The organism is Streptomyces triticagri, from assembly GCF_003429565.1.
Lineage (GTDB): Bacteria > Actinomycetota > Actinomycetes > Streptomycetales > Streptomycetaceae > Streptomyces > Streptomyces triticagri.
On sequence record NZ_QUAK01000181.1, the window covers coordinates 1 to 7,209 of the forward strand.

General features: G+C 72.3%; 4 protein-coding genes and 1 pseudogene. 2 read left to right on the forward strand and 3 right to left on the reverse strand.

The genetic code is table 11. The features are described from left to right. Positions 1-361: 361 nt before the first annotated feature. Both DY218_RS25985 and DY218_RS25990 read left to right on the forward strand, forming a co-directional pair. Complete coding sequence (locus tag DY218_RS25985; RefSeq protein WP_128558568.1) at positions 362-2,029, forward strand: multicopper oxidase family protein; 1,668 nt, start codon at positions 362-364, stop codon at positions 2,027-2,029. 78 nt (positions 2,030-2,107) lie between these two features. After that, positions 2,108-3,874, forward strand: coding sequence for an NAD+ synthase (locus DY218_RS25990; RefSeq protein WP_128558569.1), 1,767 nt, complete (start codon positions 2,108-2,110; stop codon positions 3,872-3,874). Between the two features lie 73 nt (positions 3,875-3,947). Here DY218_RS25990 and DY218_RS25995 read toward each other — a convergent pair whose 3' ends face one another. From DY218_RS25995 to DY218_RS26005, 3 genes and pseudogenes are all read right to left on the reverse strand, one after another. Beyond that, positions 3,948-5,165, reverse strand: coding sequence for an MFS transporter (locus tag DY218_RS25995; protein ID WP_128558570.1), 1,218 nt, complete (start codon positions 5,163-5,165; stop codon positions 3,948-3,950). A gap of 174 nt (positions 5,166-5,339) precedes the next feature. Next, positions 5,340-6,324, reverse strand: a pseudogene (locus DY218_RS26000) (endonuclease/exonuclease/phosphatase family protein). A 282-nt stretch (positions 6,325-6,606) separates the two neighbouring features. Further along, positions 6,607-7,209, reverse strand: a 603-nt coding sequence (locus tag DY218_RS26005; RefSeq protein WP_147336174.1) for a TetR/AcrR family transcriptional regulator, incomplete at its 5' end; no start/stop codon positions are given.

Here is a 7,209-nt window from a genome sequence, read left to right on the forward strand (position 1 = left end):
GCCCTGCTGGCCGCCCGGTCGGCCCGGCGCTCCCTCGCGGAGCACCGCACGCCGCGGCGGCCGGGCGGCGCCCGACGCCGGGCCGCGCCCGCCCCTCCCCTGCACGGGATACTCGTCGCCCGCCTCTCGGTACTGCGCATATAGGACGCCCGCCCCGCTGCTCCGGCCGCCGTCACCGACGCAACCTGCGCCGACACGGCCTGCGCCGATCCGCCCTGTCCCGGCCCACTCGTGATCGCGGAAATCTGCCGCGCCACGAAGGGAACCTCCGGGCGGCGAGCGGTGTATCAGAGGCAGCGGACGCGCCTTCCCGATGCTCACTCCACTGATTGCTCCAGAGATGACGAGGTGTCTCTCAGTCATGCGCACAACCCCGCGCGCACAGACGCGCACACAAGCACGCCGCACCGTTCTGGGTGCGTCCATCGCCGCGGCAGGCGCCGCCGCACTGTCCGCCTGCTCGGCCACCGGCCCCGGCGGCGATTCCCCGTCCGGACACGGGCAGGGCGGACACGGCGGCTCCCCGCGGGACTTCGTCGCCCCGGACGGCGCGGAGGTCGACGCGGCCGAGCGCAAGCGTTCGGGCGGCCCCGTCCGCAAGGTCCGCCTCACCGCCACCAGGACCCGGCTCGACCTCGGCTCCCGCACGGTCGGCTCCTGGGCGTACGGCGACTCCCTGCCCGGCAAGGAGGTCAGGGTCACCGCCGGCGACACGCTCGCCCTGACCCTGGCCAATCACCTGCCGCAGCCCACGTCCCTGCACTGGCACGGCCTCGCCCTGCGCAACGACATGGACGGCGCCCCCGGCCTCACCCAGCAACCGGTCAAGGCCAGCGCCGACTTCACCTACCGGTTCGCCGTCCCGCACCCGGGCACGTACTGGTTCCATCCGCACAGCGGCACCCAGCAGGACCGCGGCCTGTATGCACCACTGATCGTCGAGGACCCGAAGGAGCCCCTGAAGTACGACAAGGAGTGGGTGGTCGTCCTGGACGACTGGGTGGACGGCGTGGACGGCTCCACTCCCGACAGCGTCCTGGCCGAACTCCGCGCGGGCATGAGCGAGCACGGATCGGGCGGTTCGTCCGAGGGCGGCGGCAGCGGCGGACACGAGGGTCACGGCATGGCCGGCATGGGCCACCGTGCGGGCGAGGCCGCGACATCCGGCCCGTCGCCCGACCCGACACCACGCGGCCCGTCACGGATGCTGATGGGCGCCGACAGCGACCTCCTGGGCGATGACGCAGGCGACGTCGCCTATCCGTACTACCTGCTCAACGGCCGTACGCCGGACGCCCCGTCGTCGTTCCGGGCCGCGCCGGGCGACCGGATCCGCATCCGTCTGATCAATGCCGGCGGTGACACCGCGTTCCGGGTGGCGCTCGGCGGCCATCGCATGACGATCACCCACACCGACGGCTTCCCGGTGCGGGAGCAGAGCACGGACGCCCTGCTCCTCGGCATGGGCGAGCGCTACGACGTCCTGGTCACCGCGGGGCACGGCGTGTTCCCGCTGGTGGCGGTGGCCGAGGGGAAGAAGCGCAGCGCGCTCGGCCTGCTGCGCACCGGCGGCGGCTCCGCACCCGACGCGAAGACCCGGCCCGAGGAGCTGACGGGCCGGCTGCTCACGGCCGACCGGCTGCGCGCCGCCGAGTCGGCCGCACTGCCCGCCCGGAAGCCGGACCGCACGATCCGGCTCCGCCTCACCGGAGGCATGGCGCGGTACGACTGGGCCTTCGACGGCCGGCCCTACGATCCGTCGTTCCGGCACGAGATCCGCTCCGGTGAGCGGGTCAGGCTGATCTTCACCAACGGCACGACGATGTGGCATCCGCTCCATCTGCACGGTCACACCTTCGCGCTCGGCGCCCGCGCGGGCGGGCCTCGCAAGGACACCGCGGTGATCCTGCCGGGCTCCGGCCTGACCGCCGACTTCGACGCCGACAATCCAGGGCTGTGGATGCTCCACTGCCACAACGTCTACCACTCGGAGGCAGGCATGATGACCGTGCTCGGCTACCGCCGCTGACGTCCCGGGTGCCGGTGCCGACGGGCGCCGGCACCTCCCGGACCACATCGCGTCAGAAAGACGATTACACTGGGCCGCGTGCCTCAACTACGCCTCGCCTTGAATCAGATCGATTCGACCGTCGGCGACCTCGCCGGGAACGCCGAGTCGGTCGTGCACTGGACCCGTCACTCCGCCGAGCAGGGTGCCCACCTGGTGGCGTTCCCCGAGATGGTCCTCACCGGATACCCCGTCGAGGATCTCGCGCTGCGCTCGTCGTTCGTGGAGGCCTCCCGGTCCGCGCTGAGGGCGCTCGCCGCCCGCCTCGCGGACGAGGGCCTCGGCGAACTCCCCGTGATCGTCGGCTATCTCGACCGCAGCGCGACCGCACAGCCCAAGTACGGCCAGCCGGCCGGAGCCCCGCAGAATGCCGCGGCGGTGCTGCACCACGGCCGGGTGGTGCTCACCTTCGCCAAGCACCACCTGCCGAACTACGGGGTGTTCGACGAGTTCCGGTACTTCGTCCCGGGCGACACCCTGCCCGTGGTCCGGGTGCACGGGATCGATGTGGCGCTCGCGATCTGCGAGGACCTGTGGCAGGACGGCGGCCGGGTGCCGGCCACCAGGACGGCCGGCGCGGGCCTGCTGATCTCCGTGAACGCCTCGCCCTACGAGCAGAACAAGGACGACAGCCGCCTCGAGCTGGTGCGCAAGCGGGCGCAGGAGGCCGGCTGCACCACGGCGTATGTGGCGATGATCGGCGGCCAGGACGAGCTGGTCTTCGACGGCGACTCGATCGTGGTGGACGCCGACGGCGAAGTGGTCGCCCGGGCCCCGCAGTTCTCCGAGGGCTGTGTGGTCCTCGACCTCGACCTGCCCGCGGCCGGCCCGGCCCCGGAGGGCGTGGTCGACGACGGCCTGCGGATCGACCACGTGGTCTGCTCCGAGGCCCCGCTCGCGCCGTACGAGGCGGAGCTGGCCGGCGGGTACGCGGAGCGGCTCGACGACGACGAGGAGGTGTACTCGGCCCTGGTGGTGGGCCTGCGCGCGTACGCCGCCAAGAACGGCTTCCGCTCGGTCCTGATCGGGCTGTCCGGCGGTATCGACTCGGCCCTGGTCGCCGCGATCGCCTGTGACGCACTCGGCGCCCAGCACGTGTACGGCGTGGCGATGCCGTCCAAGTACTCCTCGCAGCACTCGAAGGACGACGCGGCGGACCTGGCCCGTCGTACGGGGCTCAACTTCCGTACGGTGCCGATCGAGCCGATGTTCGACGCGTACATGGGGTCGCTCGGGCTCACCGGACTCGCGGAGGAGAATCTGCAGTCCCGGCTGCGCGGCACGCTCCTGATGGCCCTCTCCAACCAGGAGGGCCACATCGTCCTGGCCCCGGGCAACAAGTCCGAGCTGGCGGTGGGCTATTCCACGCTGTACGGCGACTCGGTCGGCGCGTACGGCCCGATCAAGGACGTGTACAAGACGTCGGTGTTCCGGCTCGCGAAGTGGCGCAACCGGGCGGCCGAGGAGCGCGGGCAGACCCCGCCGATCCCGCAGAACTCGATCGTCAAGCCGCCGAGCGCCGAACTGCGCCCGGACCAGGTGGACACGGACTCGCTGCCGGACTACGACGTGCTCGACCGGATCCTGGCGATGTATGTGGACGCGGACCAGGGGATGGACGCGATCGTCGCCGCCGGCTTCGATCCCTCGGTCGTCACACGGGTGCTCGGCCTCGTCGACACCGCCGAGTACAAGCGCCGGCAGTACCCGCCGGGCACGAAGATCTCGGCGAAGGGCTTCGGCAAGGACCGCCGCCTCCCGATCACCAGCCGCTGGCGCGAATCACAGCCGTCGTCGGAGCGCTGACCGCGGCGTCCCTGGTCGTACGAACGGGCCGCCCCACCGACCGTGGCGGGGCGGCCCGTTCGTACGACGGCGGTCAGCTCACCCGGTCCGCCCGCGGGAGCTTTCCGGCCGCGCCGCCGGAGGCCACCACGCGGGAGGCGTCCCACGCGGGTCCGCGGTCGAGGAGGCCGGCGGTGACCGCGATCGCCAGGCCGACGACGGCGAGTACGGCACCGACGAGGGTGGGCGACGTCCAGCCCCAGCCGGCCGCGATGGCCACGCCACCGACCCAGGCGCCGCCGGCGTTGGCCAGGTTGAAGGCCGAGTGGTTGGAGGCGGAGGCGAGGGTCGGGGCGTGTTCGGCCTTGCGCATCACCAGCATCTGCAGCGGCGTGGTGGTCATGAACCCGACCGCGCCGAGCAGCACCACGGTCACCAGAGCCGCCCACTTCACCTGGGCGGTGAAGTGGAAGGCGACCAGGACGACGGCGAGCAGCCCGAGCGATCCGTACAGGGTCGGCCGCAGCGCCCGGTCGGTGAGCGGCCCCGCGGCGAGCGCCCCGAGGGTCATACCGATGCCGAACAGCGCGAGGACCAGGGTCACGGTCGAGGCCGAGAAGCCCATCACCTCGGTGGTGATCGATGCGAGGTAGGAGTACACCGCGAAGACACCGGCGAAGCCGAAGACCGCGGTGAGCAGGCCGAGCAGCACCTGGCGGTCGCGCAGCGCCCGCAGTTCACGGCCCAGGCTCTGGGTGGTGTCGCGCGGCAGGTCGGGTACGCAGCGGGCGAGCGCCGCCATCGAGACGAGCCCGATCGCGGCGACGACGAGGAACGTGGCGCGCCAGCCGAGGTGTTGGCCGAGCAGGGTGGCGGCGGGTACGCCGACGATATTGGCCACGGTGAGGCCGAGGAACATGGTGGCGACCGCGCGGGCCTGCCGGTCCACGCGCACCAGACGGGCGGCGACCACCGCGCCGACGCCGAAGAAGGCGCCGTGCGGGAGGCCGGCGAGCACCCGGCTCGCGGCGAGGGTGCCGAAGCCCGGCGCGAGCGCGGAGGCGAGATTGCCGACCGTGAAGACGGCCATCAGGAGCAGCAGCATCCGCTTGCGCGGGATTCGGGAGCCGAAGGCGGTCAGGAGCGGGGCGCCGACGACGACCCCGATGGCGTACGCGGAGACCAGATGGCCCGCGGTGGGCACCGAGGTGTCCAGGTCGTCCGCGACATTGGGCAGCAGGCCCATCATCACGAACTCGGTGGTGCCGATGCCGAAGGCGGAGACGGCGAGCGCGAGCAGCGCCACGGGCATGAGAGGGAGGCCTTTCGAACAGCAGGAGGAAGGCCGTGTCCACCGGAGATCGTCCGGTGCACACGGCCCGATAAGTTCTCAACCGGAACAAAGTCTCGCAGGTCTGGTATTCCGCCGTGTGAACACCCGATGTCAGTCAGCGGTCGGCGCCGGGTGCGCGGAGCCCCGGCGGCCTCAGAGCCGGACCGAAGCCGCCAGCGGAAGGTGGTCGCTGTCCGTGCGGTCCAGTGCCCAGGACGCCTCCGGCTCCACCCCGCGCACCATGATCTGGTCGATCCGCGCCATCGGGAACGCGGCGGGCCAGCTGAAGCCGAAGCCGTCGCCGGCCGCGCCCTGGGTGGACCGGAGTTGGGAGGTGACGGGAGACAGCGCTCGGTCGTTCATCGTGCCGTTCAGGTCGCCGAGCAGGATCACGCGGTCGAGCGGCTCGTCCCGGATCGCGACGCCGAGCGCCTCCGCGCTCCGGTCGCGCTGCCCCGCGGTGAACCCGGCGTCGAGCTTGACCCGGACCGAGGGCAGATGTGCGGCGAAGACGGCGACCTTGCCCTGCGGGGTGGCGACCGTGGTGCGCAGGGCGCGGCTCCAGCCGAGCTTGATGTCGACGGCCTCGCTGTCGCTGAGCGGGTACTTGCTCCACACGCCGACGGTGCCTTCGACCGTGCGGTACTTGAAGGTGCCGGCCAGGGCCTTGCGGTAGGCGGGCAGATCGGACTGGGTCAGTTCCTCGAGGGCGACCACGTCCGCTCCGGAGGCGGCGATCTTGCGGGCGGTGCCCTCGGGGTCCGGGTTCTCCGCGTTGACGTTGTGGGTGACGACGGTGAGATCGCCGCCGGAGCCGGACTTGTCGAAGACCAGGCCGCCGAACATGTTCAGCCAGACCACCACCGGCAGGATCACCGCGATCAGCGCCGTGGCGGAGCGCCGCACGAAGGCCAGCGCGATGACGACCGGGATCGCGAGGCCGAGCCAGGGCAGGAAGGTCTCGACGAGGCTGCCGAGGTTGCCCACGGCATTGGGCACGCGCGCGTGCAGGCCCATGATCAGGGCGAGCAGTACGGCGACCGCGGCGAGCACCAGGCCGCGGCGCCAGATGCCGCGGTCGTGCCGCAGCGCGGTCATCGCCCGGCGCATGCGGTCCGTCCGGCGTTCCGGGCCGGATCCGTCGCGGCCCGTCTCCGTCGCATACGCCTGCGCCATACCGTCGCCTCACTGACCTGCCGTGCACACCGTCCCCTGCCCGGAAACCCTAGGCGATGCGGACGGTGCTCCTCGCCGCCCCGGAGCGCGGCCGTACGGTGCTCAGGACGTCCGGCCGGTCGGACGAGGTTCCCCGGCCGGGTGCAGGAGTGATGTCCGTGACACGAACGGGACGCGCGGGTCGCCGCCTCGGTACGGGCACGGCCGACGACGCGTCGCGGGGGCGGACGGGTACGCCGCGGTGTCACCCGCGGTCCGTGGGCCGTAGCCCCGCGAGGATCGCGTCGACGATCGTCTCGGACAGGCCCTCCGGCAGCGGATCGTCGGCGTGCAGGATGGTGCGGGTCAGCATGGGTCCGGTGAACAGATCGCCGATCAGGTCCGGGTCCAGGTCGCCCCTGATCTCCCCGGAGGCCACGCCGCGGCGCAGTACCTCCCGCATCTGCGCGGTCCGCTCGGAGACCACGGTCCGGTGGTACAGGTCCCAGAGCTTGGGGAAGCTCTTCGCCTGCGCGACGAGATTGCTCAGCAGGGCCGAGTTGCGCTTGGCGAGGCCGCGCTGCCGGATGCCCTCGACGAGGGCCACCAGATCGTCCCGTACGTCGGCACCGGCGAGCTCGGGGCCCGGCTCCTCGATCCCGGCCAGCACCTCGACCAGGAGTTCCTCCTTGCCGGGCCAGCGGCGGTAGATGGTGGCCTTGCCCACTCCCGCGGTGCGGGCGATGCGCTCGATGGACAGTGCGGTCAGGGGCACGCCCTCCTCGAGGAGGGTGAGCACCCCTTCGATGATGGCTCGTTCGACGGCCTCGCTGCGCGGGCGGCCACGGGCGGCGCGGGCACCGGCGGC